General features: G+C 34.3%; 36 protein-coding genes. 20 read left to right on the top strand and 16 right to left on the bottom strand.

Features of this window, described 5'->3' with window-relative positions; all coding sequences use genetic code 11:
- Positions 1 to 95 precede the first annotated feature (95 nt).
- Genes metG through YN1551_RS06440 form a run of 3 tightly spaced genes read left to right on the top strand, consistent with a single transcriptional unit; the run spans position 96 to position 2,051 of the window.
- Entirely contained in the window at positions 96 to 452 is a 357-nt protein-coding gene (gene metG, locus YN1551_RS06450; RefSeq protein ID WP_012711502.1) for a methionine--tRNA ligase subunit beta, read from the top strand.
- Positions 446 to 1,444, top strand: a complete 999-nt coding sequence (locus YN1551_RS06445) for an NOG1 family protein (protein ID WP_012717409.1) — start codon at positions 446 to 448, stop codon at positions 1,442 to 1,444. The genes metG and YN1551_RS06445 overlap by 7 nt, the downstream gene beginning before the upstream one ends.
- Entirely contained in the window at positions 1,425 to 2,051 is a 627-nt protein-coding gene (locus YN1551_RS06440) for a 7-carboxy-7-deazaguanine synthase QueE (RefSeq protein ID WP_012711504.1), read from the top strand. The genes YN1551_RS06445 and YN1551_RS06440 overlap by 20 nt, the downstream gene beginning before the upstream one ends.
- Here YN1551_RS06440 and YN1551_RS06435 read toward each other — a convergent pair.
- Complete coding sequence (locus YN1551_RS06435; RefSeq protein WP_048051909.1) at positions 1,989 to 2,618, bottom strand: tRNA(Phe) 7-((3-amino-3-carboxypropyl)-4-demethylwyosine(37)-N(4))-methyltransferase; 630 nt, start codon at positions 2,616 to 2,618, stop codon at positions 1,989 to 1,991. The genes YN1551_RS06440 and YN1551_RS06435 overlap by 63 nt on opposite strands.
- 35 nt (positions 2,619 to 2,653) lie before the next feature.
- Between YN1551_RS06435 and YN1551_RS06430 the strand changes: the two genes are divergently transcribed.
- The 4 genes from YN1551_RS06430 (at position 2,654) to YN1551_RS06415 (ending at position 5,016) form a co-directional block, all read left to right on the top strand.
- Positions 2,654 to 3,046 carry a hypothetical protein gene (locus YN1551_RS06430; protein ID WP_012711506.1) on the top strand — a complete coding sequence of 131 codons (393 nt, stop codon included), beginning with the start codon at positions 2,654 to 2,656 and terminating at the stop codon, positions 3,044 to 3,046.
- A gap of 75 nt (positions 3,047 to 3,121) precedes the next feature.
- The gene (locus tag YN1551_RS06425; protein WP_012713797.1) at positions 3,122 to 3,442 is read left to right on the top strand and encodes a winged helix-turn-helix domain-containing protein; all 321 of its coding nucleotides are present in this window, start codon (positions 3,122 to 3,124) and stop codon (positions 3,440 to 3,442) included.
- 39 nt (positions 3,443 to 3,481) lie between these two features.
- Entirely contained in the window at positions 3,482 to 3,988 is a 507-nt protein-coding gene (gene cdvB3, locus YN1551_RS06420; RefSeq protein WP_012713798.1) for a cell division protein CdvB3, read from the top strand.
- Positions 3,989 to 4,005: 17 nt separating this feature from the next.
- Positions 4,006 to 5,016: a phosphate uptake regulator PhoU gene (locus tag YN1551_RS06415; protein ID WP_012717408.1), complete on the top strand. Its 1,011-nt coding sequence runs from the start codon at positions 4,006 to 4,008 to the stop codon at positions 5,014 to 5,016.
- Here the strand turns inward: YN1551_RS06415 and YN1551_RS06410 are convergent.
- From YN1551_RS06410 to pyrE, 3 genes are all read right to left on the bottom strand, one after another.
- The gene (locus tag YN1551_RS06410; RefSeq protein WP_187146807.1) at positions 5,000 to 5,407 is read right to left on the bottom strand and encodes a hypothetical protein; all 408 of its coding nucleotides are present in this window, start codon (positions 5,405 to 5,407) and stop codon (positions 5,000 to 5,002) included. The two genes, YN1551_RS06415 and YN1551_RS06410, sit on opposite strands and share 17 nt — an antisense overlap.
- 226 nt (positions 5,408 to 5,633) lie before the next feature.
- Positions 5,634 to 6,302 carry an orotidine 5'-phosphate decarboxylase / HUMPS family protein gene (locus YN1551_RS06405; RefSeq protein ID WP_012711510.1) on the bottom strand — a complete coding sequence of 223 codons (669 nt, stop codon included), beginning with the start codon at positions 6,300 to 6,302 and terminating at the stop codon, positions 5,634 to 5,636.
- Positions 6,289 to 6,876 (bottom strand): orotate phosphoribosyltransferase, encoded by a 588-nt coding sequence (gene pyrE / locus YN1551_RS06400; protein WP_012711511.1) that lies wholly within the window; start codon positions 6,874 to 6,876, stop codon positions 6,289 to 6,291. The genes YN1551_RS06405 and pyrE overlap by 14 nt, the downstream gene beginning before the upstream one ends.
- A 63-nt stretch (positions 6,877 to 6,939) precedes the next feature.
- On the opposite strand from pyrE, the gene pyrB reads away from it, so the two are divergent.
- From pyrB to YN1551_RS06340, 12 genes are read left to right on the top strand one after another with little or no spacing between them, the layout of a single operon-like run.
- On the top strand, positions 6,940 to 7,851 hold the full coding sequence (gene pyrB, locus YN1551_RS06395; protein WP_012713800.1) for an aspartate carbamoyltransferase: 912 nt from the start codon (positions 6,940 to 6,942) through the stop codon (positions 7,849 to 7,851).
- Complete coding sequence (pyrI, locus tag YN1551_RS06390; RefSeq protein ID WP_012711513.1) at positions 7,844 to 8,323, top strand: aspartate carbamoyltransferase regulatory subunit; 480 nt, start codon at positions 7,844 to 7,846, stop codon at positions 8,321 to 8,323. Before pyrB ends, pyrI begins: the two co-directional genes overlap by 8 nt.
- The gene (locus YN1551_RS06385) at positions 8,320 to 8,922 is read left to right on the top strand and encodes a hypothetical protein (RefSeq protein WP_012717407.1); all 603 of its coding nucleotides are present in this window, start codon (positions 8,320 to 8,322) and stop codon (positions 8,920 to 8,922) included. The genes pyrI and YN1551_RS06385 overlap by 4 nt, the downstream gene beginning before the upstream one ends.
- Positions 8,906 to 10,075: a dihydroorotase gene (gene pyrC / locus YN1551_RS06380; RefSeq protein WP_012717406.1), complete on the top strand. Its 1,170-nt coding sequence runs from the start codon at positions 8,906 to 8,908 to the stop codon at positions 10,073 to 10,075. Before YN1551_RS06385 ends, pyrC begins: the two co-directional genes overlap by 17 nt.
- Positions 10,072 to 10,944: a dihydroorotate dehydrogenase PyrD gene (gene pyrD, locus YN1551_RS06375; RefSeq protein WP_012717405.1), complete on the top strand. Its 873-nt coding sequence runs from the start codon at positions 10,072 to 10,074 to the stop codon at positions 10,942 to 10,944. Before pyrC ends, pyrD begins: the two co-directional genes overlap by 4 nt.
- Before the next feature lies 1 nt (position 10,945).
- Entirely contained in the window at positions 10,946 to 11,254 is a 309-nt protein-coding gene (locus tag YN1551_RS06370; RefSeq protein ID WP_012713803.1) for a hypothetical protein, read from the top strand.
- Entirely contained in the window at positions 11,241 to 11,552 is a 312-nt protein-coding gene (locus YN1551_RS06365; protein WP_012711518.1) for a hypothetical protein, read from the top strand. Before YN1551_RS06370 ends, YN1551_RS06365 begins: the two co-directional genes overlap by 14 nt.
- Entirely contained in the window at positions 11,549 to 12,157 is a 609-nt protein-coding gene (locus YN1551_RS06360; RefSeq protein ID WP_012711519.1) for a MarC family protein, read from the top strand. Before YN1551_RS06365 ends, YN1551_RS06360 begins: the two co-directional genes overlap by 4 nt.
- 42 nt (positions 12,158 to 12,199) lie before the next feature.
- Positions 12,200 to 12,685, top strand: coding sequence for an Lrp/AsnC family transcriptional regulator (locus YN1551_RS06355; RefSeq protein ID WP_012711520.1), 486 nt, complete (start codon positions 12,200 to 12,202; stop codon positions 12,683 to 12,685).
- On the top strand, positions 12,685 to 13,035 hold the full coding sequence (locus YN1551_RS06350; RefSeq protein ID WP_012711521.1) for an RPA12/RPB9/RPC11 RNA polymerase family protein: 351 nt from the start codon (positions 12,685 to 12,687) through the stop codon (positions 13,033 to 13,035). The genes YN1551_RS06355 and YN1551_RS06350 overlap by 1 nt, the downstream gene beginning before the upstream one ends.
- Positions 13,036 to 13,083: 48 nt before the next feature.
- Positions 13,084 to 13,323: a hypothetical protein gene (locus tag YN1551_RS06345; RefSeq protein WP_012717404.1), complete on the top strand. Its 240-nt coding sequence runs from the start codon at positions 13,084 to 13,086 to the stop codon at positions 13,321 to 13,323.
- 41 nt (positions 13,324 to 13,364) lie between these two features.
- On the top strand, positions 13,365 to 14,885 hold the full coding sequence (locus YN1551_RS06340; RefSeq protein ID WP_012716212.1) for a B12-binding domain-containing radical SAM protein: 1,521 nt from the start codon (positions 13,365 to 13,367) through the stop codon (positions 14,883 to 14,885).
- Here YN1551_RS06340 and serS read toward each other — a convergent pair whose 3' ends face one another.
- Genes serS through hisC form a run of 11 tightly spaced genes read right to left on the bottom strand, consistent with a single transcriptional unit; the run spans position 14,886 to position 23,134 of the window.
- The gene (serS, locus tag YN1551_RS06335) at positions 14,886 to 16,259 is read right to left on the bottom strand and encodes a serine--tRNA ligase (protein ID WP_012713805.1); all 1,374 of its coding nucleotides are present in this window, start codon (positions 16,257 to 16,259) and stop codon (positions 14,886 to 14,888) included. It lies immediately after the preceding gene.
- 25 nt (positions 16,260 to 16,284) lie between these two features.
- On the bottom strand, positions 16,285 to 16,683 hold the full coding sequence (locus tag YN1551_RS06330) for a metal-sulfur cluster assembly factor (protein WP_012711525.1): 399 nt from the start codon (positions 16,681 to 16,683) through the stop codon (positions 16,285 to 16,287).
- A 26-nt stretch (positions 16,684 to 16,709) separates the two neighbouring features.
- Positions 16,710 to 17,072 (bottom strand): phosphoribosyl-AMP cyclohydrolase, encoded by a 363-nt coding sequence (gene hisI, locus YN1551_RS06325; RefSeq protein WP_012711526.1) that lies wholly within the window; start codon positions 17,070 to 17,072, stop codon positions 16,710 to 16,712.
- Between the two features lie 2 nt (positions 17,073 to 17,074).
- Complete coding sequence (hisH, locus tag YN1551_RS06320; RefSeq protein WP_012711527.1) at positions 17,075 to 17,674, bottom strand: imidazole glycerol phosphate synthase subunit HisH; 600 nt, start codon at positions 17,672 to 17,674, stop codon at positions 17,075 to 17,077.
- The gene (hisE, locus tag YN1551_RS06315) at positions 17,671 to 17,955 is read right to left on the bottom strand and encodes a phosphoribosyl-ATP diphosphatase (RefSeq protein WP_012711528.1); all 285 of its coding nucleotides are present in this window, start codon (positions 17,953 to 17,955) and stop codon (positions 17,671 to 17,673) included. Before hisE ends, hisH begins: the two co-directional genes overlap by 4 nt.
- Positions 17,948 to 19,144 (bottom strand): histidinol dehydrogenase, encoded by a 1,197-nt coding sequence (hisD, locus tag YN1551_RS06310; RefSeq protein WP_012717403.1) that lies wholly within the window; start codon positions 19,142 to 19,144, stop codon positions 17,948 to 17,950. The genes hisE and hisD overlap by 8 nt, the downstream gene beginning before the upstream one ends.
- Positions 19,141 to 19,896 (bottom strand): imidazole glycerol phosphate synthase subunit HisF, encoded by a 756-nt coding sequence (hisF, locus tag YN1551_RS06305; protein WP_012717402.1) that lies wholly within the window; start codon positions 19,894 to 19,896, stop codon positions 19,141 to 19,143. The genes hisD and hisF overlap by 4 nt, the downstream gene beginning before the upstream one ends.
- The gene (hisBd, locus tag YN1551_RS06300) at positions 19,893 to 20,474 is read right to left on the bottom strand and encodes an imidazoleglycerol-phosphate dehydratase (protein WP_012713809.1); all 582 of its coding nucleotides are present in this window, start codon (positions 20,472 to 20,474) and stop codon (positions 19,893 to 19,895) included. The genes hisF and hisBd overlap by 4 nt, the downstream gene beginning before the upstream one ends.
- Positions 20,467 to 21,165, bottom strand: a complete 699-nt coding sequence (gene hisA, locus YN1551_RS06295; RefSeq protein ID WP_012711532.1) for a 1-(5-phosphoribosyl)-5-((5-phosphoribosylamino)methylideneamino)imidazole-4-carboxamide isomerase — start codon at positions 21,163 to 21,165, stop codon at positions 20,467 to 20,469. The genes hisBd and hisA overlap by 8 nt, the downstream gene beginning before the upstream one ends.
- The gene (hisG, locus tag YN1551_RS06290; protein WP_012711533.1) at positions 21,166 to 22,026 is read right to left on the bottom strand and encodes an ATP phosphoribosyltransferase; all 861 of its coding nucleotides are present in this window, start codon (positions 22,024 to 22,026) and stop codon (positions 21,166 to 21,168) included.
- Entirely contained in the window at positions 22,004 to 23,134 is a 1,131-nt protein-coding gene (gene hisC / locus YN1551_RS06285; RefSeq protein ID WP_012711534.1) for a histidinol-phosphate transaminase, read from the bottom strand. Before hisC ends, hisG begins: the two co-directional genes overlap by 23 nt.
- 1 nt (position 23,135) lies before the next feature.
- Here hisC and YN1551_RS06280 point away from each other — a divergent pair, with 1 nt between their 5' ends.
- Positions 23,136 to 23,735 carry a hypothetical protein gene (locus YN1551_RS06280; protein ID WP_012717401.1) on the top strand — a complete coding sequence of 200 codons (600 nt, stop codon included), beginning with the start codon at positions 23,136 to 23,138 and terminating at the stop codon, positions 23,733 to 23,735.
- Here YN1551_RS06280 and leuS read toward each other — a convergent pair.
- Entirely contained in the window at positions 23,719 to 26,553 is a 2,835-nt protein-coding gene (gene leuS / locus YN1551_RS06275) for a leucine--tRNA ligase (RefSeq protein WP_012717400.1), read from the bottom strand. The genes YN1551_RS06280 and leuS overlap by 17 nt on opposite strands.
- Positions 26,554 to 26,580: the final 27 nt, after the last annotated feature.

The raw sequence follows: 26,580 nt of genomic DNA, 5'->3' as shown, positions 1-26,580 counted from the left end.
CGACTATTTTACATAGCCGATATAAAAAGTTAGCTTACAACGAGTATAAACTTTTACTTTATTATGTAAATCAAAATCCTTATAATTCTTCAATTATGCTTAAGCTCATGAGCAGTCAAATTACAATAGACGATTTTGCAAAATTAGACCTTAGGGTAGGAATTGTAAGACAAGCTGAAAGAATTGAAGGAACAAGACTCCTAAAACTCATGGTTGACCTGGGTTCAGAACAAAGGCAAATAATTGCTGGCTTAGGAGAATATTACACTCCAGATGAGTTATTAAACAAGAGGATAATAATTATAGTCAATTTAAAGCCTAGAGTGATTAGAGGTTTTGAGAGCCAAGGTATGTTATTAGCTGCCGGATGTAAGGAGGACGAAGCGAAAGGAATAAAACCTAGGATAATAACTGTAGATGGAGAAGTCCCTCCAGGAACTAAGATATGTTAAATCCATTTGAAAAGTTACAGATCCCACCAAAGGCTAGTTACACTATCGATACTATGCTAAAAAGGCTGCCAAAGATAGGTGGTACCACAGTTAGAGATAGGGAGATAAGAAGGTTAAAAGAATATTATGAAAGAATTAAGAAATACCATGACTTTGTAGTGCAATTCCCTAGAATTGATGAATTACATCCTTTTTATTTAGAGGCAACTAGAATTGTAACTGACATTGATAAACTGAGAATTTGTTTATCAGTCACTAAGAAAGCAAGTGCAATATCTATGAAGATATTGAAAGAATACATCAACCAGATAAGGAAAAGCCCTGAAAATGAAGCTAATCGAATAATGCGGCAAGCTTTTGGAAGAGTAAGTTCCATACTAAGAAAATCTAGTGAATGCATAGATAAAGTAATAGATGTAGCCAAAGAGTTAAAGAAAATTCAAGGTATAGATCCTATATTGCCAACTATTGTAGTTGCAGGTCCTCCAAATGTAGGCAAGTCTACTTTGGTTTCAAAAATCTCCACAGCTAAACCAGAAATTGCCAGTTATCCCTTTACTACAAAAGAAGTTCACGTAGGCCACGTTATTTTAGATGATTTTCGTATCCAGATTATAGATACGCCAGGCATTTTAGATAGGCCAGAAATTGAGAGAAATAATATAGAGAGAAAGGCTACTAATGCGATAAGAAATTTAAACGGTATAATCATATTCATGTTTGACTCCTCGATCTCCTCAATTCTTTCTGTTGAAAGTCAAATAGAATTATTTAGAGAAGTAAAATTATTAAAAAAGGTTATAATCCCTGTTATCAATAAAATTGATGAGAAAGACGATGAATATTATAAGAAGATTGTAGATTTTCTTTCTAAAGAAGGAAGTAAATGGTATGAAATAAGTGCTGAAAAGGGAATAGGTTTAGACAAGTTAAAAGAAGAGCTTTTTAGCTTGATAAAGAGTAGTGGTACAAATGAAGTATCGCGTAATTGAAATCTTTACCTCTGTTCAAGGTGAAGGGGAGGTCATCGGGACTCCTTCAAATTTCATTAGACTCGCCACGTGCAATTTAAGATGTGTATGGTGTGATACAAAGTACTCGTGGGAAATTGGCACTGAGATGACCATAGATGAGATTATTGCAAAAATAGATAAGAAAATTAGAACTACCACTATAACTGGGGGAGAGCCTTTACTCCAAAACGTAGTGCCACTTGCTAAGGAACTTAAGAGTATTGGGCATAAGATTGTGATTGAAACAAACGGTACAATAAAGCCTTCAGAGGAATTAAGGAAGATTATTGATGTATTTTCAGTTTCTCCTAAGCTTAGTAATTCTGGGCATAAACTAAAATACGACTTCTCAGACGATTGGGCTACATACTATAAGTTTGTTATAGTTTATCCAAACAAGGATATAGATGAGGTCATTAAATTCGTTGAATCTCAGAATATTAACCCACGTAAAGTTATCCTACAACCTGATGGGAATAGAAGTGATTATATAAATGCAATAAATGAAATAGTGCAAATTGTGTTAGATAGGGGTCTTCAGTTTAGAGTCCTTCCCCAGCTCCATAGAATTATTGGAGTTAGATGATAGTAAGTCTTTCAATAGATTCATCTTTTGTTTCCCTCTTGCTAACACTTCGTTACTTACATTTACTAATGTTTTTATTTTCTCCTTATCAACCATTTCCGTATTAGTCTCTCTTAAGAGATGAACCATTCTTATTCCGGTTCTTAGTTCTACCAAGACTCCCTTTTGATTTGTAGCTAAAATCCCACTATGTTTGAATCCAGCTTCTCTAGCAACTTTTAAGATTTCCCAAGCTGTTTCAATGTTTTTAACGTAAATGTGTATAATTGGCCCTTGTACTATTAACCATAATCTTTTAACTTGATCCTTCCTTAGAACTCCCTCTAGATCTTGTTCCGTAATTCTCAAATGGTTTTTAAACACAATAGTTGAATTTTTTCTATCCCAAGGCATTTCAGCATCGACAATGGTTATTCTTCCGCTACAGCTACTTTGTGTATATACATCATTTCTATTTCTATAGAAAGCTAATAGAAAATCTAGAATATCTGGATCTAAGTAACCTATTTCTTTGTCATGGTATATCTTACTGAGCGCCTTTTCTCTAAGCTCCTCCCATGTTAGCATATACTTAATTAATCTATTGTGTTCAATAAAAGTTTGTGACACTCAGTGATGTGATACTGAGGTATTTGCTAAGTGAAGAACCTATTATAGAAATAAATGAGAATGAGATAAATGCGGAAGAATTCAAAAATGTTGATGAGATAAGTATAGGAATAAGAGTGATAATTATTGGTAAAAATAGAAGGAGGAGATTAGTAGATTTGGGATTATTACAAATCATTGTCAAATGTGGGCACTTAGATTTCATTAGAGATTATCTGGACATGAAATTTACATTAAGGGATATATATGCCAAATATCGTGCATATACAGAATTGGAATATCTTGCAATTAATGATGAGTGCGTTAAGTTGATTAACGATTTGGATTTGAAATATGTATTGTCTAGGGTTAAATCTGCATCAGAGAAAAGAAGCCCATCCAGCTGACAAACTATAGGATTCTGTTTGTACATATAGTGATGAAACATTTTAACAAGTTATAATTATATCTCTAAATGTATAATGAGTGAAAAGGAACGAAAGCAAGTTAAAAAGTTTTTCAAGTTCCTTTTTTTCACTTCAAGGGGAGGTATAACTAGGCTGAAAATAGTAAGAACATTAGAAGAGAAGCCCCTAAATCCTAACCAAATAGCCTCAACGTTGAAACTTGATTATAAAACTGTTATACATCACTTAGAAGTTCTAATGGAAAACAATATAGTATATAAGGAGGCTGATGGATATGGTTTGCCATATAAACTTACAACCTTTTATAAGACGTATAAGGACGTTTTAGACGAATTAGAAAGGGAGTTTGGACAAAAAGCTAATAAGCTAACTTAACTTTTGCCTTTTAAACCTTTCTAGTTAATATCTATTTCCGTGAAAAAGAGAGGAAAGAGTTTAGCTGAGCTGCTAATAGACGTAAGAATTGCAAGAAATAAGGTGCAAAGCATAATTAATAGAATGCAGAATAAGTTAGGCACTTATAATTATGTCTTTATGAGAAATGTTTCTTCATTTCCTCATTTATCGAAAATGGTTGCTAGAGAGTCTGAGCTTCTCGAGAACGTGATGGACCATTTACTGACACTAGAGGTGGTTTTAGAAATACTTGAGATAAAAATTGAGACTATTATCTATATAGGCAATATAGTTACTAGCGCTGCATCAGTAGTAGAAGCAATAAAGTTGCTTAAAGACAGTTTTAATTTAACGCCCGATATCTCAGTATTACTTGATGATATATATAGTAATTTCTATGTTAATGTTGATCTACCTAAAGAGATAAAGATTAATGTAAAAGAAGAGGCAAGAAATGTATTAGCGAATGCAGAGAAAATAGTAGAAAAAAGAAAAAGTGAAGCTTATTATCAAGTTAATACATAGATCTATATAGATTTAAGTTGAGCAAATCAATAACAAGGAAAATTCAGTTAACTGGAGGATCCACCTATATAGTCTCTTTACCAAAGGAATGGATAAAAGCGTTATCATTATCTGCTGGCGACGAAGTTGAGATTTATCAAGATACTGATATGAAGTTATTTATAGTCCCCAAATCTGCGAATACCACAGATCAGAAAGAAATCAAGAAGATTATACATTGTGATAATGTTTCTCCAGATGCCATCGTTAGGGAATTTATAGCGTATTACATAGCTGGATTCTCTTCTGTATCAATAACATGCCCTAGGATGTCTAGCTCTACAAGGGCTTATATTAAGGACATAGTAAGGAAAAGATTATTAGGGGCTGAGGTAATAGAAGAAGATGTTAGTACGATTTCTATCCAATTTCTTGTCGATGAAAAAGAGTTATCAATTAAAAGGGCAATATCTAGAGCATTTACAATATCATACAATATGCTTAGAGATTCCTTAGAGGCCATAAGTAAGTCTGATATCGAGCTGGCTAAAGAAATCTCGGGAAGAGATGATGAGGTAGACAGGTTTTTCTTCTATATTGCAAGGCAATTAACCATTTCAGTAAAAGCAATAAACGTCTTGGATTCTGAGGGCTATAATCTTACACAAACTGTCGATATATATTCAGTAGCTAAAACAATTGAAAGAGTAGGTGATCATGCAAACAGAATAGCAAGTCTAGCAGAGGATGTAAGTAAGTTTAGTAATAAAGAAGATCTAGTTAATTTAGGTCTTATGATTTTGGAAAGCTATAAGTCGGCCATAAATGCGTTTTTAAATGAAAAGAAAGACGTTGCACATAATTTAATTTCAAATACTGAAATATTTGAAAAATTAAGAGAATTACAAGAAATAGCAATTAAAAGCAATGATAATCCAAAAATTATAACTTCAACTTCAATGGTAGTTGAATCTCTAAGGAGGGTTGCAAGATATTTAGCTGATATAGCAGAGGCTACAATAGATATGTTAGCTAAATCGAATAGGTAACGAATTTTAAGTAATTAGGAAAAGTTAGGTTTCTATATATATTCATCAATTCCTCTAAATTTTTTGCTTTTTTTACCTTATTAACTAAATTTTTTAAAACTAGCTTATCATCTAATGTATATACACCACGTCTATATAAAGAGGAAATGCATCTGGTATTCATAACTGAAACTACTGCATAACCAATGCTAAATAAATGATCAGCTGTTTCCAAATCCTTATGAGAAAACAAGCAAATTCCCGGATGGGTATGTGTAGTAGCTATACCCTTTGGAAATGGTATAGAAACTTTTCTCTCGTCTCCCTCGAGTATTATATATGATCCATCACTAAGTACTATGTTCGTAAATTCCACATCTGAATTGATAGTTCTACTTGCATAGTTTAACATGAGGTTTCGTAAGAAATCCATATAAATCCTTAATATTTCATCATAAATTGCAAAATATTCATAGACGCTTTTGCCCTTTTTGACTAAGTCATCGTTGATATCAATTTCGTAGTCTCTATCTATATAAATATAAGTTAAATCTGTTGTTGGAACTATACTATACTCCTCGTGAAGATTTTCCCCTATTATTGTTAGTTTATAAAGATCGGCTATTTTTTCGCTAACTTCATTTTTCCCTAAAAATTGCTCCTTTACAATTCATCACCTTATCCTCAATAATCTTATTTATAGTTCTTAATGCTGCAAATGGATTCTCTGCATTATAGATACTTCTTCCAATGATTTCATAATTTGCTCCAGCACATACTGCATCGCCATAACTTCCACCTTGGCTACCCATACCCGGAGAGATTATAGTCATTTTTCCGAAGTCTTTCCTATACTCCGTTATGGAATCCAATTTAGTCCCCCCAACCACTATTCCTTTAGGGCTTATCTCTCTTATAACGTTCTTAATATAGTCTGTGAATAACGTACTCCATCCTTCATGTGACATTACTGCAACTAGGTATAGATTTTTGGAGTTTGCATCAAGATATTTTTTTAATTCATCTAGAGATCCTTTAACGCCTATAAAAGAATGTGCTATGAACGAGCTGGCGAAAGACAATTTTTCAACTACGCTTTTCATTATGAATCCGATATCTGCAAGCTTAAAATCAACGATAATTTCCTCAACGTTTAAATCATTTAGGAGCTCTCTAGTTTTATGTACTCCTAGATCTAATACCAACGGTAAACCAATTTTTATCCCATATAACTCATTTTCCATTTCTTTAAGAATCTGATATGAGAGAGGTTTATCCATTGCTAATATTACTCTACTTTTCAACATTCTTCACCAAATAATCTAGAATTGATTTCTTTTCATTATCTTTAAGCTTATCACTCTTCAATAATTCATCTAGAATTTCTGAAATTTTAAATAAAGAGTGTAATTTGACTCCTAATTTTTCCAATCTTTGTGAAGCCCCTTCTTGTCTATCTATGATTACTAATGCGTCTGAAACTTTACCCCCACCATTAAGAATCTCCAATGTTGCTTTCTCTATGGATACTCCAGTAGTTGCAACATCGTCTACTAATAATACTCTCTTTCCTTTTACATCGAGTTCTAATGTACGATTGGTTCCATGGCCTTTCTTTTCTATCCTAATATATCCCATAGGCTCTCTAAGGTTACAAGCCATGAAAGACGATAAGGGAACTCCTCCGGTAGCTATTCCTACTATTATATCATGGGGTATATCTTTTACCTTCTTTATAGCTTGATTAACTATATCGTAAAATTCTGGATAATTTGGTAAAGGTCTTAAATCTAAGTAATACGGGCTAACCTTACCTGACGTTAAAACGAAACTTCCTATTAATAATAATTTCCTTTCGAGTAATACTTCTGCGAAACTCATACGTAGAGAGTCTGTGAAAAAGAATTTAAATATACTTCTATCATAACCAGTTATAAGGGCTTTGTGAGATTAAGACACGTAGTTTCTTCCCTAGACCTGACCAGAGATGACTATTTTCGAATATTCGAACTTGCAGACAAGTTCTCTAATGTGAAAAAACTAAATTATCTATCAGGGAAAGTAGTTTCATTAGCTTTCTTTGAGCCAAGTACTAGAACTGCTCAAAGCTTTCATACCGCAGCAATAAAATTGGGTGCTGATGTAATAGGATTTGCCTCAGAAGAATCTACTTCGATAGCTAAGGGTGAAAATCTAGCTGATACCATTAGGATGTTGAACAATTACTCAAATTGTATTGTAATGAGACATAAGTTTGATGGAGCAGCGTTATTTGCTAGTGAGATAAGTGATATACCTATAATCAATGCCGGAGATGGAAAGCACGAGCATCCCACACAAGCACTCATAGATTTATATACTATTTATAAGGTGTTTGGCGAAATAGATGGGAGAACTTTCGGATTATTAGGGGATCTGAAATACGCAAGGACCGTAAACAGTTTGCTAAGAGCATTAACTAGATTCAAACCAAAGAAGGTATTTCTAATTTCTCCTTCTCAGTTAAAGGTAAGAAGAGAGATTTTAGATGGATTAAACTATCCAGTTATAGAAACTGAAAATCCCTATGACGTGATACAAGATATCGACGTGTTATATGTGACTCGAATTCAAAAAGAAAGATTTGTTGATGAAGTAGAATACGAGAAAGTTAAGGAGAGTTATGTGGTTGATCTCAAGTTAGTTAATATGATGAAGAAAGATGGAATTATATTGCATCCATTACCTAGGGTTACCGAAATAGATAGGAAAGTCGATAAAACTACAAACGCTAAATACTTCTATCAAGCATCATTAGCCGTTCCAGTTAGAATGGCTTTATTTTATGAGGTTTTGGGTGAAAGGAAAGATGATTAGCTCTTCAAAAAGGGATGAATTAATCGTAAGTAAAATAAGGAAAGGTACAGTAATTGATCATATTCCAGCTGGTAGAGCATTGGCAGTATTGAGAATTCTAGGGATAAGAGGAAGTGAAGGCTATAGAGTAGCGTTAGTTATGAATGTAGAAAGTAAAAAAATAGGAAGGAAAGATATAGTGAAAATTGAGGATAGGGTGATTGACGAGAAAGAAGCTAGCCTAATAACACTAATAGCTCCATCTGCTACCATAAATATTATAAGAGATTACGTAGTGACAGAGAAAAGGCATTTAGAGGTTCCAAAGCAGATTAGAGGATTAATAAAATGTCCTAATCCACAGTGTATAACAAATAATGACGTTGAGGCTGAAAGTAGATTTACAACAATTTCAATTAAACCTCTTAAGCTAAAGTGTGAATATTGTGAGATATATATTACAGAAGAAGATGTCATAAGGCAGATATTATGATATATTATGAAGTTATTGAAAAGAAAATTATAGATAATGTGTACGAAATAAAAATAGCCAACTTTAACGTTAAACCAAAAGCAGGCCAATACGTGAGTCTAATACTGCCTAGTAAGGCTGAAATACCATTAGGTGTTGGAGACTATGATGAAGGTAATAACAAACTTAAACTTTATGTTGAGTCAGAAAAGTTAGCTAACGAAATAGGCAAAAGAGTAATCTTAAAGGGTCCTTTGGGTAAACCCCTAGACTTTACTAATGTAAGAACTATTGTTGGTATTGCATATGGTAAACTTTACCACGACTTGTTATATCCTTTAAAGATTGCTTATCAGAATAAGATAGAGACCTTTGCAAAGTGTATAGACTGTAAATTAAATTATGATGAACCTAGAAGTATTGAGGATGTTGATCTTATTTTAGTTTCAGCGCCGTTACAACTCTTATATGGATTAAAAGTACCTAGAAAGAAAACCTTAGTCTTCAATAGATGGGTTAAGATGAATTGTAATCTAGGAGTTTGCGGAGTATGTGAAGTAAAAGGTAAATTAACTTGTATAGATGGTCCTTTCATGAGGCTTGATGATCTTGTGGATTAAGGGAAAAGCGTACTTAAATAAGGAGATTAAGGAAGTTTGTATAAATTTTGATAGACGAATAAAGGAAATCAAATCGATTTGTAAACCAGATATTGATTTACCACAAGGTACATTAATACTACCTGGGGCAATAGATCTTCATACTCACATAAGAGGATTAAAATTGTCATATAAAGAAGATGTAGTATCAGGGACTAGTGAAGCTTCTTACGGTGGGGTTACATTAATAGGAGATATGCCAAATACTATACCATTTGTAAACACGGTGGAGACGATAACTACTAAGTTAAAAGAGTTTGAATATTACTCTAGAGTTGATTACTTCGTTTATTCTGGCGTTACTAAGGATCTTGAGAAAGTTGATAAATTGCCTATAGCTGGTTACAAGATATTTCCCGAAGATCTAGAGAAGGAAGAGACATTTGAGGTTTTAAAGTCTAGAAAACTGAAAATTCTTCACCCGGAAGTTCCGTTAGCATTAAAGAGTAATAGAAAACTAAGGTTGAACATATGGTACGAGATAGGAGCATTATATTATGTAAAGGACTATCAAAATGTTCATATAACTCATGCGACTAATATACGTACTGTAAGATTTGCTAAAGAGTTAGGTTTTACTGTAGATATAACACCTCATCATCTATTAGTTAATGGTGAGAAGGATTGCTTAACCAAGGCTAATCCACCAATAAGAGATATAAATGAAAGGCTTTGGTTATTACAAGCTATAAGTGAAGTAGATACAATTGTAAGTGATCACGCTCCTCATGCAAGTTTCGAAAAACTGCAACCTTACGAGGTATGTCCACCCGGTATAGCTGCTGTCTCGTTTACAGTTCCTTTTATCTTAACGTTAGTCAGTAAAGGTATAATTAGTATTGACAGAGCGGTAGAACTCATTTCTACAAATCCAGCTAGAATATTGAATATTCCTTATGGTGAGATTAAAGAAAACAATTATGCAAATTTTACCATAATACAATTTAACGATTGGAGATATTCGACTAAATACTCTAAGGTTATTGAAACTCCTCTAGACGGATTTCCGCTAAAGGCTTCAGTTTACATGACTATCGTTCAAGGAAAGGCGAGTAATTTAGAGGGAGAGGTATTTCCAGTGAAGGGAATAAATCCATTTGGTGAAGATAAATGATTAAGATAAAAGATATTACATTTAACGATCCTTTAACGATAGCTTCAGGAATTATACCAGATGTTCCAAATTATGTAACGACAGTTTGTGAGAGATATAAGCCATCTGCAATTACCACGAAAACAGTGACACTTAATCCCTTAGGACCTCATAAACCTCCTACAGTCATAAAACTTCACGATGGTATCTATATGAACGCCATAGGTTTAGGAAATCCAGGTGCAAAAGCCATAAATGAAATAAACGTTTCATGTCCCCTTATAGTAAGCGTTGGTGGTGCTTCCATAAATGAAATAAAAGAAGTGGTAAAAGTTATTGAGAGTAAGGCGAAGATAATAGAAATAAACGTGAGTAGTCCTAACAGAAAAGGTTATGGAGAATCATTATCTACGTTAATTGGGGATATAGTCGAAAACGTCAAAAGTGTGACCAGATTACCGGTATTTGTTAAATTAGGTCCTTGGGATAACGTTGTTGAACTTGCGGGAAGGGCTTTAGAAAAAGGTGCGGATGGATTTACTCTTATAAATACTATAAGGGGATTAATTGTTGATATAGAGACTTTTAAGCCAATTCTCTACTACGGTACGGGTGGAGTTTCTGGTAGGTGCCTTTACCCTGTTGCTCTTAGGATAATAAGAGACGTTTATGAAGAGTATGGAGTTGACATTATAGGAGTTGGCGGTGTATACGATTGGACTGACGTTATTGGAATGTTAGCGGTTGGTGCTAAACTAGTAGGTTTAGGTACTGTATTAATTGAGAAAGGATTTAGCATTATTGAGGAAATTCGGAAAGGTTTGCAATCCTATTTATTTGAAAAGGGTTTAAAATTTGAAGATATTATAGGTATTTCAGTGAGAAGATAAAATGGTTAGGCCGGTAATGAAAGGACGAGATTTAGAAACGTTAGTATTCCTAGGGAGATTAAAAGAGGTAAAAGTAGAGTATTGTGATGAAGAAAAGAAGATGGCTAAAGTAGTAGGGGTTACTGATACCAAAGAGGAAGTAGAGACTGAGTGTATACCATTAAGGGCTGCTGGTAAGATCTCTACAGTTCTTAAGCATTATATTAGGTTAGGTGTAGGAAACTATATTATAACGGAAAGCGATATGAGCAATGTAGCCAATGTTGACACACAAGTAGAAGAGGAGGAAAACAAGAATGAGCAAATTTAGGATTGATAAAATTCCTAAAAATGAACAAGATATAGAGGAAATACAAAGAGAAATAGAAGAATCTCACCATCACGAACATGAGCACGAACATAGTATTGAGGAACTGCTTGGCGAAATATATCTAAATGTTCAGAGCCTCCAGAGCAAGGTAGAGGAATTGAATAGGTCAAATGATGACTGTAAAAGGGAAATTTCTAAAATATATCTTGTTCTCGGTAAGCTACTAATAGTATTAACTACGAACGATAATGATGAGAAGATTAAAAATCTTAAAGAAGTTCTTAATTTGCTAGAATGAGCGAATTAGTTTCAATCCCAGAAATAGCCTTTAAACTATATGCAATTATGGATCCCCTATCAATACTTCCTTATCTCATTGCGTTGTATGAAGAATTCAATCGCAATTCTCAAAATAAGATAAGTTGGGGATTTTTGGTAAACAAATTATCCATAGCAGTTGCTGTATTGCTTTTATTTTTCTCCATACTTGGTGGACCACTTTTAGCTTTTTTAGGCATAAGTGTTTCTGCTTTAGAGATAGGTGGAGGTATAATACTAGTTTACTTAGGTGTGGATACTCTTGGAGGATTCCAGCAGTTGAAGTTCTTATCAAGCAAGATAGAGGAAGCCATAATCACGCCTATTGCTACGCCTCTTATCGTAGGTCCAGGTACAATGACTGGATTAATCACCTTATCGGTCAGTAATAATTTAATAATTTTAATTCTCGGTAGTTTACTGGCTGCACTACTGGTTTATCTATCTTTACTATTAGGTCCTATCATAATTAGAGTACTAGGTAATACAGGCACAGTAGCAGTAGGTAGATTTATGGCAATTATAATAGCAGCATTTGGCGTTCAGCTTATAATAGATGGTATATCACAAATAAAGTTGATATGAAGAATTCTGTTTAAGATGAAAATTTTTTAACACGATCTCTATATGTTTATTAGCATGTCAGATAGTAAAAAACGTACGGTAGATTTGGATGCAATAGATAGGAGGTTATTAATAGAACTCACTAGGGATGCCAGAACAAGTTTAAGAAGACTTGCGGAAGAGATGAACGTATCTCCAGCTACGCTCCATAATAGGATGACCAGAATGGTACAAGAAGGAATGATAAAGAGCTTCGTAGCTTTACTAGACTATTCTAAATTGGGTTTTGCTCTAACTGGTATAATTATGGCTAAAGTGGATGGAAAACACCTAGTCGAATTCGAAAAAGAGATAGCAAACGCTGATAATGTTATAGCTGTTTATGATGTAGTAGGAGAGTATGATGTTGTAATAATAGCTAAATTTAGAAGCGTTGAGGAGCTAGATAGTTTCTTAAAACAGCTGCTTAAAAATCCTAAGATTGAAAGAACGTATACAAGTATAGTTTTAAATGTTGTCAAAGAGGATCCAAGAATACGAATATTTTAATGCAAAAGTTTTTATACTATTCCATCGCTTTATTTTCACTTATGAAGTTCTGTCCTAAGTGCGGAGGATTAATGGTTCCATCAAAGAAAGATGGGAAAGAGATCCTAAAGTGCAGTAAGTGTGGATATGAGATGACGTTAAGTGAAAAAGAGAAGAAAGAATACAGTGTAAAGGAAAGTAAGGATAAGAGTAGTAAGGTATTAACAACGTCGATAGTCAGCGATAAAGAGGGAAGAAACTTAAGTGAAGAGCTAGAGCATGAGAGGGAAGAGTACTATAAGGAAATAGGGTTAGAATTACTAAGAGAGGAATTCGAGGGAAATGAAGAGGAAGAGGGTAGAGAAGATTAGCGTAATAGTAGGAAATCTTTTATAATTATATGTAGTAGTTTTTAAGGTATGAAGGTAACTGGAGTAACGGCTAAGTATAAAGCCAAGATTGGTAGTAATGAAATTCTTATAGAAGAAGCAAAAAATGAGAAAGGAGAATCAATATATATTTTCACATCAGTAAAAGGGATTAGCTTACCCAATGGAGAAAAATGGACACCCAAAACTGATGATGCAAAAGACTTAGATAGAAACAATGTAACAGAAGATTTTAAGAAGAATTTTAGAAAAGTAGTACAACTTTTATAAAAAGGGTTTTTATATACGATTAGAGGAGAGAAAGTAAGTAGGTGAATTTTTTGGAGCAGACATTTGATTTCATATTAACAACAGATAGATGTTTAATGACTAACCATCACGGAAAGGAATTCTTAGGATTTTTAGGTACTGGTCCTGCTGTAGGAGTACCCGAATCTGTCTGGAAATGGCTAGCTTGCCCTAAAATGAAAGTTGATGATTTAGGAAGACCAGAGCAAGCCCCATATGGAATGAGGAAAGTTGAGGCTAAACTAATAGATGAAGGATTTAAGGCAGCAATAATAGATCCAGATCATCTAGATAGGCATTTAAAATACGCTAAGGCCTTAATGTTTTCACATCATGATTACTTCGCTTTCGGTCCACCATCTTCAACATGGTGGGGTATAACTAAAAAGGAACCAATAAATTACAAGAGCTTCCAAGCTTTAATAAACAAACCGGAAATCCAAGAGGCCAAGAAGAGAGGAATGAAGATATTAGTAGGTGGTCCTTCAACATGGCAATGGTTATGGAGAGAAGATATGATAGAGAAAGTTAGCGTAGATACGTTGGTAGATGGTGAAGGAGAAAAAATTATAGTCAAATTGGCACAAATGATATTAGATAATGAACCCTTACCAAAATACGTTTACGTTAGTGGTGATGATGTACCGGATATAGACGATATTTCAGAGATTAAGGGGGCAAGCGTTAATGGTATGATTGAGATAATGAGGGGATGTGCTAGATCTTGCAGATTCTGCTCAGTTACTATAAGACCTACTAGGTATTATCCATTAGAAAAAATTGAAAAGGAATTACAAACAAATGTTAGAGCAGGAGTGAGACACGGGGTTGTGCATAGCGATGACGTGCTATTTTATGGTGCGGTAGGAATATATCCTAGGCCAGAACCATTAATAAAACTCCATACACTAGTTAAGAAATATTATAAGACAATAGCGTGGAGTCATGCAAGTCTAGCGGCAATAAGATACTCTGAAGAGAAGTATGGTTTAATTAGTAAACTAGGTGAGATAATATTTGATGATGAGCAAAGGTATCTAGGTGTTGAGGTAGGAATAGAAACTGGTTCAGTTAGATTAGCCAAAGAGATAATGCCAGCGAAATCCGCACCATATAAGCCTGAAGAATATCCAGAGATAGTAGAAGAGGCGTTTAAGATAATGCATGAGAACAAGATAATTCCAGCAGGTACTATGATAGTAGGTTTGCCAGAAGAGACTGAAGATGACGTTTACAAAACGATAGAATTAGTAGACAATTTAAGACCATATAGAAGTATATTAGTTCCTATGTTCTTCGTGCCTATGGGCTTTTTCAAAAATAGAGATTGGTTTACTAGAGTAAAGTTAAGTGAGGCACATATAGAGCTATACAGAAAGGTATTCTGGCATGACGTATATTGGGCTGAGGATATAATAAATTCCTTCTATATGAAAGGGCCAGTATATATGCCAATAAGATTCGCATTGAAGCTATTCCTAAGATTCGCAAAGAAGAAAATGAGAGAAGTAGAAAAATGGTTAGAGAGCCAACTAAAAGCATAATTAAATTATCTTATTTTTTAATGGATATATGTAATCTTTAGGAGCTTTCGGAAATATTTCAAGATATTTTCTTAATACCTTTGGTACCTCGACTACTCCATCTTCTCTTTGATAATTCTCTAAAATAGCCGTTATGGTTCTTGTACTAGCGATTGCAGTACTATTTAACGTATGCACATAACCTCTCTTATTATTCTTCCTATCCACATATCTTATCTTCATTCTGAAAGCTTGCCAATCTGTACAATTACTACAACTTACCATTTCTCTAAATTTGGCTTGAGCTGGCATCCATACTTCTAAGTCAAATTTCTTTGCAGCGCATGCACCTAAATCACCTGATGCTATATTTACAATTCTATATGGTAATTCAAGTTGTTGAAATATACTCTCCGCATTTGTTATTAGTTCAGCATGGTACTTCCAACTATCTTCTGGGGTTGAAAATATGAATTGCTCAACCTTGTGAAATTGATGAACTCTGAAAATTCCCTTTAAATCCTTGTTTGCAGCACCAGCCTCTTTTCTAAAAGCGGGACTGATTCCAGCAAATTTTAGGGGTAATTTATCTTTCTCAATTTCCTCTTTAAAGAACATGGCGGCTATTGAATGTTCTGCAGTTGCAATTAGATATAAATCCTCGTTTTCTATCTTGTATATTGCATCCTTAAATGTATCTAGGTCGATAACTGATTGTATAACTTCTCCCCTTAGCATATAAGGAGGAAGAACTAAAGTGTACCCTTGTTGAGTGATATAATCTATCGCGAAAAGTAACAACGCGAAATCTAGCCAAACTATATCATTAAATAAATAGTAAAATCTAGACCCCGCTATTTCAGCAGCTTTGAGTGTGTTCCCTAAATGCAATACGTCCTCTAGCATTTCTGCATGCCCTTTAGGTTTCCATTTAATTATTTCATAGTTTACATTAGCATCTTTAGTTTGCCTCAGAAATTCTTCAACATCTCCCTCATACACTTTAAACTTTCCCCAAAACTTGATAGGAATATTATAGCTATCGTCTGGACCATTTGGGACATCATCAGCTACAAGGTTTGGTAGAGAAGATAGTAATCTATCTCTTTCAACCTCTATTTTCTCCAATTCCTTTTCTTTATCCTCTAAGATTTTCAATAAATTTTTGCTTTCCTCAATTTTCTTCTTTCTTTCTTCTCCAGAGAGCTTAGGAATCTGAGAGCTTAAAACATTGTGTTGATGCCTTAATCTTTCAACTTCTTGCAAAACTTGTCTCCACTTTTTATCTAGTTCGACAGCTTTGTCTACTAAAGAAACATCTATAGCCCGTCTTTTCAAATTATTTTTTAGTTCCTCCGGATTTTTTCGCAAAAACTCTAGGATACTCCAGGACATTGAATAACATAGTTATTAAGCAATTTTATGACTTCTGTTCATCAGCTGGTAATCCATAAGTCTGTACCCACATCTCAACTATATCGTAACCATATAATTGTTTAAACTTCTCTCTACCCTCAGCTGTCATTTTTAATGGAGTCCATTGTGTATCTAAATCTATGTCAACTTCTACACTCTTAGCTGGTACACTTTCCTTTATTACTTGCTCTACAGTATATACTAAATCATCAATAACTGGACATCCAGGTGCTGTTAATCCTAATTTAAGGTAAACATCACCCTCATCATTTATTTTCAGATCATAAATAAGTCCTAAATTTACTATATCAACTGGAATTTCTGGATCATAAACGTCTTTTAATGCCTCCATTATTTTTTTCTTCCATTCTTCCCTGTCTACTTTTTGCTGTTGTGAACTCATATTCTTTAACTCTGTTAAAGTAAATTTTAACTCTTACTATTAATTAGCTCATCATAACTTCTGTAAAAACAAGTATAGCTACCAGTATGACAAATAGGTCCTAATGATCTTACTTTAAAAAGTACAGCATCTGCATCACAATCCACTTTAAATTCTTCGATAATTTGAAAATTTCCACTAGTTTCCCCCTTTAACCATAATTTCTTTTTACTTAGAGACCAAAAATGAAGATAGCCAGTGGTTAATGTCTTGAACAACGCTTCCTTATTCATATTTCCCACCATTAGTATTTCCTTACTTTTATAGTCTTGAATTACGGCAATTATTGTATTTTCCTCATGTCTAAAGTTCAATAATGATGTAATCTTCTGCGCTTCCTCTTCATTCAATTTTAACGTTTAATCCACCCCTTAAGATTCTCTAGAAATATTTTACCAGTACTTGAACTCTTCTCTGGGTGAAACTGCGTTCCTACAACATTCTTTTCACACACTAATGCAGGATATTCTATTCCATACTGACTTTTCATGTAAACATAATCTTCACTAGTAGGATATGCTATATAGCTATGAACATAGTAGACATATTTCTTATCTAATCCATAAGTTAATCCACAAGAATCTTTTACTTCAAATACTAAATCCCAACCTATGTGAGGAAGTTTCACATTAGCATTTATCTTATCTACTATACCCTTGAACCATCCCAATCCATTACTCTCTTTTCCCTCAGTTCCCTTTTCAAACATTATCTGCATACCTAGACAAACTCCTAAAAAGCTAGTCCCACTCCTTCTTAGATCATTGAATAGGTCCTTATATTGTGAGATAAATTCGGCTACAGCTGAAAATGCTCCAACACCAGGAAATACAATTAGATCGTAATCTTTCCTTGGTTTATTATCAATTATTACTTCGAATCCTACTCTTTTTAGAGCTGACGAGATACTATATAAATTCCCTACTCCGTAATTAATTACTAACGCTTTCATTTTCTCCTCCTCTCTAACTCTCTATAAATATCGTCTGGTGTTACGCCTTCTAATGCCATTAACACTAATAAATGATAAATTAAATCTGCAACTTCACTTATAAATCTCTCCTTATTCTCCGCTAAAGATGCTACTATTGTTTCTACAGATTCCTCACCAACTTTCCTCGCTACGTAGGCCTTTCCCTTATTTACAATTTCAGCAGTATAACTACCAGTTGGCCTCTTTTCTATCCTATCGAGTATAACTTTGTACAATTTATCTACTATTTCATTACTCATATCGGACACCTATACTTTTACCATGAATTACGAATCCTTCATAGTTTGCTAAAGAAATAGATGCTTCAAGTAATTGTTTATTTATATCACGGACATTAGCGTACATTGTTGGCTTTATAAAATCGTAAACAGTAACGCCTCCTCTAATTCTAGCCCAGCCATTAGTAGGTAAAATATGATTAGGACCAGCTACATAATCTATTATTGCTGGAGGTGTGTTTCCTAGGCTTATTGCTCCTGCATTTACTATTTTATCCATTAAGGTATATGCGTCTTTAACATATAAGGATAGATGCTCTGGGGCAATTTTATTTGCAATTTCTATAGCCTCATCTATATTTTTAGTTTTTATTATGTAATATATTTTTTTATCATCCATTATTTTCTCTTCAACCTTCTTTAGAAGTTCGTCATCATTAGATAAGAGTACTATATACGTATCAGGGCCATGTTCAGCCTGTGCCTTCATATCTAATACAACATGTTCAGCCTTTGCAGTCTCATCTGCTATTATTACTAATTCAGTTGGTCCTTCAATTCCATCAATTCCGACAACGTTACTCACTAGGAACTTCGCAGCTTGGACATAAACATTACCCGGTCCTACAATCTTGTAAACTTTCCTTACACTCTCAGTACCATAAGCTAAAGCAGCTATTGCTTGTGCACCACCTACCTTATAAACGTCATTTACTCCTAGCTTAATTGCAACATAAGCTAAAGCCGGATTTACTGATCCTTCTTGATTAGGAGGAGAGGCTACGTAAATTTCCTTTACCTTAGCTACTTTTGCTGGTATTCCAGCCATTAGTAAGGTTGATGGATAGGAATATTTACCGGAAGGAACATATATTCCAATCTTTTCTATACTTCTCCAAACTACTCCAAATGATATTCCTTGATAACCCCCTCCAATATTTGGAGGAACTAGCATTTCGTGAAATGCTTTTAATTGCTCATAAGCCACATCTATAGCTTGCTTAACTTTAGGATCTAACTTAGAAGCTTGCGTTTTTAATTCTTCTTCACTTACCTTGATGTTATTTATCTTCACCTTATCCAATTTTTCAGTTAGCTGATATAACGCGTTATCTCCCCTAGCCTTAACAGATTCAATAATATCTCTAACTACTGGAATCACTCTGCTAAAATCGTTAGGTCTCTCATTTGGTAAACTATAGGAAATCATATTCTCACCTCAATGCCTTTCTGGCTTAAATACGACTTCAAGTCTTTTATTTTAATTATCCCATCATGGAATATGCCAGCAGCTAACGCTGCGTCGGCTTTTGCGAGGGAAAAAACATCGTAAAAATGCTCCATTTTACCAGCCCCTCCACTAGCTATCACAAGTATGTTAACAGAATCTACTATTTTCTTAGTTAATTCTAAGTCATAGCCAAGTCTAGTACCATCTCTGTCAATACTAGTAAGCAGTATTTCACCCGCACCAAGTTCTTCCACTTTTTTAGCCCACTTTATAGCATCAAGTCCAGTATTGTAAGTTCCGGATTTTATGAAGACTATCCAATTTCCATTTATCTTCTTGGCGTCTATGGCTACTACTACTGCTTGTGAACCAAACTCTTCCGCGGATTTTTTCACTATTTGGCTATTTTCAACTGCGGCAGTATTTATACTAACCTTATCCGCTCCCGAACTTAACGCCATTGACACGTCATCAAGCGTTCTAATACCACCACCAACTGTTAGGGGAATAGACAATACACTCGCAGTATCCTTGATTACACTATATAATGCTCTTCTGGCTTCTATGGTTGCAGTTATATCTAAGAAGACTATCTCATCAGCACCTTCCTCCTCATATAGACTGGCTAGACTGACTGGATCTCCTTTAAATTGAAGATTAAGGAAATTTACTCCTTTAACTACGTTAGCGCCCTTTACATCCAGACAAGCTATTATTCTCTTCGTCGTCATATGACCCCCTTCGTGCTTCTTATTTCATTGTCAACTATTCTCGTTGCCTCGTATAGTGCTAATCCTAAGGCCTTAAAACTAGCCTCAATGATATGATGTGTATTATATCCACTTAATTGAGAAATATGTAAGGTAACTCCACTATTGTAAGCGAAGGATTGGAAGAAATGTGGAATATTTTCCGTAGCTAATCCACCAATTTCACTTCTCTTCAAATTAAGGCTTACGAAAGCCATTCCCCTATTTGATATATCTAGTGAAACTAAAACTAGCGCTTCATCCATTGGTATAATTTGGTGAGAGAATCTTTTTATACCTCTCTTATCGCCTAATGCCTCCTTTATCGCTAATCCAAGCGTTATTGCAACATCTTCTATAATATGATGATCATCATAGGGTAACTTATCAGTAGCAGATACTGTTGCAGTAGAGTTCATGTAAGTTAGTAATGTTATAAGCATATGGTTAAAGAATGGAACTGGAGTGGATACCTTAATTTCGCCTTTTCTATCTATATCTAAGAATACCTCTATTTTAGTCTCCTTTGTTTCCCTTGTAATATTAGCATTTCTAGCCAACGTTAATCCCCCTTATTTTGTTTAGGTAAAAAGCCATTCCAACTATTATATAGTCAAACCCAACGTTTTTTAAGTACTCAATATCTGCGTCACTTGAAACGCCCCCAGCGTATTCTTTTAATCCCCGTATCAGTCTTGCATAATCCTTCACGTTGTAATCTATTCCTTTCGTTGTGCCCTCATTACTGATATAGGTTAGTATTATTCCTAATAATTCAAGTTCATTTACTTTCTTGATACCATCTATAACTTCCATTGATTTTTCTTTCCATCCCCTTATTAGAACTCTCTTTGTATTATCATAATCTATTGACACCATTACTCTATTGCTTCCAATTTCCCTTACAATATCATGAAACAAGTTAAAATTAGTGAATACTATTGTGGAGAAGATTAACGCGTTAACATCTAGCGAAACTAATCTTTTAGCTTTTTCAATATCCCTTATACCCCCACCTACTTGAATCCAATCAAATCCTATTTTGGAAATTTCCTTAATGTACATCTCATTATTGCCAACTCCTTCCGCAGCATCCAAATCAACTACGTGTATTCTTGTGTACCCTTCATTATAGAGTTTGCTTGCTAGTTCTATTGGATTGCCTAAAATTAGACCCGTTCCCTTAACTCCTCTAATTCTTTTTACTGCTTTTCCAAGGCTTATATCAATACTCGGAATTATGTTACTCAATTACTTCACCACTTTCTCTATGTCAATCACAACGATATCCCTAGCTCCAGCGGCTTTTACTTTGGCTATAACCTCTGGTAATATATCCTCATCTGCTACCGTAATCACTTCCCAAATATCAGACCTACTTAGCCTGGTTATTGCTGGTGCTAACATTGCAGGTAATGAGTTTATTACTCCATCTAACCTATTATCAGGTACATTCATGAATATCATTTTCTTACCCTTAGCCGCGATTGCTCCTTTCATCATTGTAAGAAGTAAATTAATTCTATCAGCCTCATCGTTTTTTATCCAGTTCCTATTTCCTATAACTACAGCATAGGAGTCCATAATAATATCTATTGCTTTTAACCCATGCAGTTTTAGTGTAGTACCAGTGCTCATAACGTCAATTATTGCATCAGCAGCACCTAGTGATGGCATTACTTCAGCAGCTCCACTTATCTTTACTACTTTAGCGTTTAGTTCTTTTTTTCTTACGTATTCTTTTGCTATATTGTAGTATTTGGTAGCTACTCTAAATTCCCTTACTTTCAATTCTTCTACAGAATTTTCGCTCCAGGTTTGAGGTACTGCTAGAACTATTTTTGATCTTCCAAAGTCCAGTTTGATTAACTCCTCAACATCTGCACTACTTTCTATAACATAATCGTGACCAGTAATTCCTAATTCTGTAGCACCAGTTTCCACAATATTAGGTATGTCCTCAGTTCTGATCATGACTAACTGAACTCCCTCCCAACTTGTCGGCACTATCAGTGCTCTATCATCACTTGCTAATGGTTTTATGCCTACCGATTGTAAAAATTGTAATGTAGGTTGTTGGAGCCTTCCTTTATTTGGAATTGCTATTTTCAAGTTCCTCACCAAGTTTATCTATAACCATTCTGCATTGCTCTTCAGTTCCTACTGTTATTCTATAAAAGTTGTCATATAACTTTCTTATTGCAATACCGTGTCTCATAAGCATTTCTTGTAAGTTCCTATTATCTTTTATCAAAAGGAAATTGGTTATTGATTTATAAACTTTCAGATTTAGATTCTTGAGTCCTTGATATAATATTTCCCTATTCCTACTAACTGTGTCTATAACATCCTTTATATATGACGAGTTTTCTAATGCCGTTATTCCCGCAATAAGTGAAGGTAAAGGTATATCAAAAGGTGTTGATGACTTCAAGAGAGTCTTCACTATTTCCTCATTGGCAATCGTATAGCCTAATCTATAGGAAGCTAATGAAAATGCCTTACTCAGAGTCCTAACTACTAAAACGTTAGGATAATCGTAAATGTAAGGAGAAACTGTATATCCTCCAAATTCGTAATAGGCTTCATCAATTACAACAAAACCTTTCGCCTTCTCCGCTAATTGGCCTATTAGTTCTCTTTTCCCATTAAGCATTGGAGAACCCGTGGGATTATTAGGATCATCAATTATTACTAACTCAGCTTTTTCTGCTTGAGCTAACAGATCATCAATGTTTTCTCTCCACCATTCATTATCTTCTTTAAGATTTACCTTAATCACCTTAGTTCCTCTTACTGATGAGTAGACTGAATACATACTGTAAGACGGATAATTTGTTACTATTGTATCACCAGGTTCTATAAGATTGTAAAATATTGCTCTAATTGACCCATCTGCACCCACAGAGGGATAAATGTTTTCTGGTTCCACCCTTGAATATTCAGCAGCTAATTCCCTATATCTCTCTAAGAGCTCTGGATGCTGATATCTATTTCCCTTACTTAAGTACATCTTTACTGCATCTACAATAAATTGTGGAGGTTCAAATGGAGATTCATTAAGATGTAATCTTATTCCTTCTTTTATGTCTGTAAAATCATACTCACTTGCATTTAATAGCCAAGATTTTATCTTATTTCTAACTAACTTGGTTGGTGCAATATAAAACCCTAGATAAGCAAAGTAAAATAAATAAATAAGCTTTAATGAAAGTCTCATCGTGAATTTGATAGACTATTTGATATCTCTGAGAACGGGAAAGGTACTTTTGCAGTCATATCACATGAATGTAAAAATCGCTTTAATTTACGATATTGCACAGAGATTATATAGGGATAGAGTTAGCATATGTATTATTAATTACGAAAAATTCTTAAAATTGTCTGGGAGAGAAATAGATCAGAGATGTGATGAGAGTTCATACGTAATCGTTTTCGAGGCTGAGGGACCCCCTGACTTACCAATGCGATATAATCTGGTAACGAGTTTTGTAAAAATAAATAGGTATTTTGACGACATTTTAAAGATAGATAAAGTTTCTACAAATTTATATAAGGCTCAAAATAATGCCGGAGATTTGTTTATATTTAGCGTAATTAATGGAGAGATAATTGAAAGGAAATTAAGACCCATACATGAGGATATTATTAATTTTTTAAAGGAATATGAAGGAGAAATTGAAATTAAAGATTTAATAAATATAATTTCAAAAAAATATGAAATAAGTAGAGATAATGTTAGAGTTGAGCTAGCACTTCTTAAAGAGTTAGGTATAATAGAAGTTAAAGATCGAAAAGTTATCCTTACTCAATTATTATAGCTGGTCTTAGGGGCATGGCTTCTTTATTATATGCCTTTTTGACTTCCTCATTATAAGCCTCTACTTGAATTTCCACATTTAACTTTCTTCTAATGTATTTTGATAACTCATTAAGCACATCTACCTCATTAATATTGTAGTTCATAATTAATTTCTTCATTTTATCATCAATTTCTAAAGACTCATTGAAGATTTTCTGTAAAACTCTAGCATCCTCTTTACTTTTAGGTTTATGAGCATCCATAAACTTTTTCATTTGCCCATTAGCCTCTATAGCGTCCCTAAGCAATTCCACGTACCTAGAATCGTTCAAAGCGTAAATTTTAATGAGCTTTGGTGTTCCCTTAAAGACATTTAAGATAGACCTTATATCTTCAACTATTCTTTTCATATATTCATGTTTCAATAGTATTAGTTCGTCTATCTTTGAACCTTCGATTTCAGGCCATTTTTCATTTACTATAAATGTAGTTTGTTTTAAGATTTCGTGCCATATTTCCTCTGCTAAGTGCGGAGCGAAAGGTGTAATAAGCTTAAGCCATATTGTTAGGACTTCCCGTAAGAGTTTATTGTTTGCCCTTCTCCCCTCAGCGTTTACCATACCGAAGTATTCATCTAAATCTGAAGAGAATACAAATAGTAATTCATTGGCGGCATCTCTCAGCTCTAACGCTTCCATATGTTTTGTTGTATTAGTTGTGATCTCATATATTCTTGATGATAACCATTTCTCTGGGAATCCAAAGGTGTCTTCAGTATAATTATCTAAGCTCTTGAAGAGTTCATACATTCTTCTTAAGGTTTCTCCTACGGTTTTAACTAAAGATTCGGAGAAGTTTACATCTGATCCCATATCAGCTGTAGATGATACTGCAATGCGCATTACATCAACTCCATACATTTTTAGACCTTTTCTTAACGGTATAATATTTCTAAGCGATTTGCTCATTTTCTTTCCTTCATATAATACTAAACCATTTACAGCAATTGCTTTTGGCCATAAGTTCTCTTGGAAGATTGCAGCATGATTAAAGATGAAGAAAGTCAAATGGTTCGGAATTAAGTCTTTTCCACTATGTCTAATGTCTAAAGGATACCAATATAAGAATTCTTCTCTTAACTCCTTTATAATATTAGAGGGTATTCCAGTATTTTTGCTTACATCTTCTAAATTACCTATGCCTAACATTACATAATCCCAAAATTCTTGAGTTAACTTGGAGGGTGATATTTTATATTGTTTAATTTTGTGGGAAATAGTGTAAAATGCCATATAGATTGTCGAATCGCTTAAACTCTCTATTATCCATTTCTTATCCCAAGGTAGCGGAGTACCTAACCCTCTAGTTCTCGCACAAGCTCTTTTCTCTAACCATTCAATAGTGAATTCAAAATCCTTTCTGGATTCCTCAGGGATTATCTGCATTTTAGATAGAGATTTTCTCGCGAGTTCCTTCCATTCTTCATTTGAATAATCTAGGAACCACTGATCTTTAAGTATCTTAACTACAATTTCTGTGCCACACCTACAATATACTGGTTTATTCATTATTTCGAATATTTTTCTACCTAAGCCTTTAGAAATTAAGAAGTTAGTTATTAGTTCTCTACCCTTGGGAACGGGAAGTCCACCTAAATTCTTCAACTCATTTCTATACTCTTCCTTAATCAAATTTTCAAGATCAGACCTTAATATACCCTTATTGTACTCTGTTCTATACACATATTCTGTTAATTTCTTTAGATCCTCATCATTCTTTGGGTTGTTCTTCTCCACAACGTCTTTAGCTAACTCATTTCCTAAACCTTCAACTGTAATTACTGGTATTATCCCAATATTATTATTTTTAAGTATCTTCTTGGAATAGTAGTAATCAAAAGGAGCATGAGCTGGAACACTCATGACAACGCCTGTCCCTAAGCTAGCATCAACGAAGTCTGCCCCCATTACTACTATATACTTTCCGGTTATTGGGTTTTCTACTTTAAGCCCAACTAGTTTTGACCCCTTTATCTTATCCTCAATTTCTATATTATCTATTTGAAAGGACAACTTAGTAGCAGATTTCTCGCTCAATATCATCTTTTTGTCCAATATATTAGCAATTACATACATCTCATTAGGATTTATCCATAATCTTGTAGCCCCAAATATTGTTTCTGGCCTAAGCGTAGCTGCTGGAAATATACCCTTTTCTGAATTGAAATATATTAATACAAATTCGCCTATTTCTGGTTCTACATCTCCTTTAGTGTCATGCATACCAACTGGTATATGATGAACTGGGCACCATCCTACAGGGTGTGTATCTTTTACTACATATCCCTTGCTCTGTAATTTATGAAATTGCCACGTTACAAATGATGAAAATTCTGGATCAATTGTTGTAAATTCCCTTCTCCAGTCTATTCCTAATCCTATTTCTCTCATTGAAGTCTTTATATCCTCTTTAAAATAGTTTGCCATGAATAGTGGATCAGACATTCTAGGGATTACGTCTGGTGATATTTCATAAATATCCTTAAATGTCTCTATGAGCTCTTTATCTCCTTTTGCAATTGCGTCAGCCATAGCCATTATAGGCGTTCCGGTGTAGTGAAATGCCATGGGGAATAATACGTTATATCCTCTCATTCGTTTATATCTAGCTAAAATATCTCCAGTGACGTAGGTTCTTCCATGCCCTATATGCCAAGGGCTGTTAGGATAAGGAAATGCAACTGTAGTGAAAAATTTAGATCTATTAGAATTTGGGTTAGACTCATAAACTTTAGCTTCCTCCCATTTAGTCTGCCACTTGTGAGCAACGTTATTCAAAAAGTCAATAAAGTCCCTATACTGTGA

The sequence above is a fragment of the Sulfolobus islandicus Y.N.15.51 genome (assembly GCF_000022485.1).
Lineage (GTDB): Archaea > Thermoproteota > Thermoprotei_A > Sulfolobales > Sulfolobaceae > Saccharolobus > Saccharolobus islandicus.
The sequence above is the reverse complement of the archived record's forward strand: the minus strand, read 5'-3'. Positions and strand labels throughout refer to the sequence as shown.